Below are 3384 nucleotides of genomic sequence, written 5' to 3' on the forward strand. Positions count from 1 at the left end.
CGCATCCACCAGCAGAACCGGGTCCGGCGTGGCATCGGCCGCGGCGCAGCGCTGGGCGTGCGGGCTCAGCGCCGACACGCGTCGCAGCAGCGTCCGCCAGGCGCCGTGCGACACCGCCTTGGCCGCGGGGGGGCCTGGCACGCTGTCCGGTCGCGACGATGAGGCTCTCATGAGGGTCATTGTGGGCGGAGCCCTTGGCGCTTTGCAAGGCGTACCGGGGCGTTCTGCCCCCGGTGGGGTTCCCTCAATCGCCAACAACTGTCAACTCGACGAGGTGCGTCCGCGACCGCTGGAATAAGTCACGCGCCATCGCAACAGCTCGCAGGATTCTTTGCCGAAAGGCCGGGCACGATCTCCTTTCTCCATCGCTTCGCCACCGCTTCGCATCACCATGTCGTCCACCCTCGCCGCCTTGCCCACTGCGCCGTCGCATCCGGCGTTGCCGGCGTCGCGGCCATTCCGCCCGCTGGTGTTGCGCACCCTCGCCGCCATCGCATTGAGTTGCCTGCTGTGCTCGACGCTGTCGCTCGGACTGCACGCCTGGCTCGCGTTCAGCACCCAGGCCGCCGACGAACAGGCCATGGCACGCGACATCGCGGCCACGCGGCTGCCTCGCCTGGCCGATGCGCTGCAGCGCCAGGACGGCAACGCGATCCAGCAGGAACTCGACCAGATCTCCCGCTATCCGCGCATGGTGAACGTGCGGCTGCTCACGCCGTCGGGCACCGCCTACGTGGCCGGCGCGCCGGCCGACCTGCCCGGTGCGGCGCACGGCGTGCTGCAGGGGGTGCTGCCGCGGGCGGCGCTGCGCGGCGTCGAGATCCCGATCGCAGCCACAGGCGCCGACCCCACCGGCCTCGGTCGGCTGGAGCTCGACTTCGATCGCAGCGGCCTGTCGGCGCAGGTGCGCGGCAGCGTCGCGAAGACAGCGGTCGCTGTCGTGCTGCCCGCCGTGCTGCTCGGGCTGCTGGTGGCCTGGATGCTCCACCGCGACATCTCCCTCGGCCTGCGCCTGGTCGCCCGGCAGGCCGCCCTGCTGAACCCCGAAGAACTCGGACCGCTGCCGGCATGGCCGCGTCCGCCACGCCGCTGGCGCGACGAGATCGACCTGGTGGCCGACAGCTTCCAGCAACTGCACCGAGGCATCGCGCGCTACGTCGGCGAACGCGACCGTGCGCTGCAGACGCTCGGTGCCGAACGCGATCGCCTCGAAGGTGCCGTGCAGCAGCGCACCGCCGACCTGACGCGGCTGAACCGGGTGCTCGAATCGGCCTCGCGCCTGTCGGCCCGGCTGATCTACCTGCCGCCCGATGCCTATCCGCTGGCGCTGCGCATGGCGCTGGCCGACATCGCCGAGCTGCTGGGGGCCCGCGCCTGCGCCTTGGCCGAGCGTGGCGAGGGCCGTCGCTGGAACTGGACCTTTGGCGGTGGCGCTGGCCCCTGCCCGGCCGAGGGCAGCGAACTGCCGCCGCTGTTCCCGGTCGACGGCTGGCAGATGCAGTGGTGCACCGAGAGCAGCGATTGCCACGAATCGCGCGCGCTGCTGCACGGCTGCGCCGCCGGATCGCTGCAGGTGTGCCGCCATGACGCCGCCGACAGCGGCCAGTTGCTGGCCTGCCTGGACCTGCCGCAAGCGGTCGAGGAACGCGAGATCGCGCTGATCGCGAAGCCGCTGTTCGGCGCGCTCGCGCGCTGGCGCGACCTTGCACAGCTGGAACAGGCCCGCCGCGAGCTGCTGCACCAGTCGCGCAGCGACGCGCTCACCGGCCTCGCGAACCGCCGCGCCTTCGACGAACGCAAGCTGGAGGAGGTGCGCCGCGCCTGGCGCTCACAGCGCCCGCTGACGCTGGTGATGGTCGACATCGACCACTTCAAGCGCTTCAACGACCGCTACGGACACGCGGCCGGCGACGACTGCCTGGCCCGCGTCGCACGGGCGATCGGTGCCGCGTTCGAGCGCGGCGGCGAATGCGCGGCCCGCATCGGCGGCGAGGAGTTCGCGGTCCTGCTGCCCGACGTCAGCGCGGCCGATGCCGAACGCCGCTGCGAGCGCATCCGCCAGACCATCCACCACATGGCGATCCCGCATGCCGATTCGCCACCGGGATTCGTCACGGTCAGCATGGGCATCGCGACGCTGTGCCTGGCCGAGCTCACGCCGCCCGACATCGCGTTCGACCGGCTGCTGAAGCGCGCCGACATGGCGCTCTACGGCGCAAAGTCGGCCGGCCGCGACGGCATCGTGATGCTGATGTGAGGCGCGCTAGCGGGCCGAGCGCCGGGCCGCCATGGGCCACGGAGAGGCCCACTTCGTGGACCTTGCCGGCCCGCATCCCCCTCGGGGGATCGGCCGACGTACCCGTCGGCCGAGGGGTCGTCATTTCATCCACGGAGCGATGAACTCCAGCAGGCGCTGCCGCGAGCGCCGCAGCGCCTCGGGGTTGCCGCCGACGTGCACGCCCTCGCCGGGATGCAGCCCGTTCGGCACCTCCTTGCGCACGCGCACCGGCGCATGCGAATCGAAGCCGTGGTACGCGCCGGCATAGGCCTCGATCTGCACGGCCGGCGTGCCCGCGCCGCTGTCGACCGCGGCCTGGGCCGCAAGCGCCTGGCAGGGCGCCGCGGGCGTCCAGTCGTCGGCCTCGCCCACCAGCAGCAGCAGCGGCGTCGACGGCTGGTAGCCGCGCCGCAGGTCGGCCTCGCAGCCCGGGTAGAAGGCCACCGCGAAGGCCGGCCGCAGCGGCGCCTCGCGCACCTCGCGCTGCCGCAGGTTGGTGGCCGACAGCACGGTGCTGCCGCCGTTCGACCAGCCGACGAGCCCCAGCCGCTGCGCATCGACGTCCGGCCGCTGCGCGAGCCAGTGCAGCGATGCAAGCGCATCGAGCCGGCGATTCGCCTGTGTCACCTGTCGCGTGCCGATGCGCTGCGTGCACAGCTCGGTCTCGCCGCGTGGCGTCAGCGAATCCACCACCAGCGCGTGCATGCCCTGGCGGTTGAAGAGCTCCGCGTACTCGCGCATGCGCGCGCCGAGCCGGCCCCGGTGGTCGTACGGGCCGCTGCAGCCGTGCAGCAGCACGACCGCCGGGGCTTGCCGCCGGTCGACGCCGAACCACCAGGCCTTCAGCGTCACGGCCTGGCCGCCGTGGCGATCGAGACTGTCGAAGGCGACCTCGGTCTGTGCCTGCGCGCCCAGCACCGCGGCACAACCCGCCGCGGCGACCAGGCGCAGCCAGCGCGTCATGGCTTCACGCCGTCGGGCGAGATGCCGGTCGCCGGCGGCAACGGTGAGAAGTGCAGCGCCTGCGTGCCCGGCGCAGCCGTCAGCGTGGTCACCGAACCGATGCCGAAATCCTGCGAGCCGCCGACGCGCCGGTAGCGCCACTG

Annotated in this window: 2 protein-coding genes; one reads left to right on the forward strand and one right to left on the reverse strand. The window is 72.6% G+C overall.

The genetic code is table 11. The features are described 5' to 3' along the window. Window positions 1-391 precede the first annotated feature (391 nt). A complete protein-coding gene (locus AC1D15_RS23010) occupies window positions 392-2257 on the forward strand; it encodes a sensor domain-containing diguanylate cyclase (protein ID WP_477827799.1) in 1866 nt (621 codons plus the stop codon). 120 nt (window positions 2258-2377) lie between these two features. On the opposite strand, the gene AC1D15_RS23015 is transcribed toward AC1D15_RS23010, so the two are convergent. Then, entirely contained in the window at window positions 2378-3241 is an 864-nt protein-coding gene (locus AC1D15_RS23015; protein WP_477827800.1) for a dienelactone hydrolase family protein, read from the reverse strand. Window positions 3242-3384 lie beyond the last annotated feature (143 nt).

The sequence above is a fragment of the Rhizobacter sp. P2_H2 genome (genome assembly GCF_056403375.1).

What these genes read in the sequence shown, in the direction of transcription:
- AC1D15_RS23010 (WP_477827799.1), top strand. Translation starts at nt 392, where the DNA reads ATGTCGTCCACCCTCGCCGCCTTGCCCACTGCGCCGTCGCATCCGGCG.
- AC1D15_RS23015 (WP_477827800.1), bottom strand. Translation starts at nt 3,241, where the DNA reads ATGACGCGCTGGCTGCGCCTGGTCGCCGCGGCGGGTTGTGCCGCGGTG.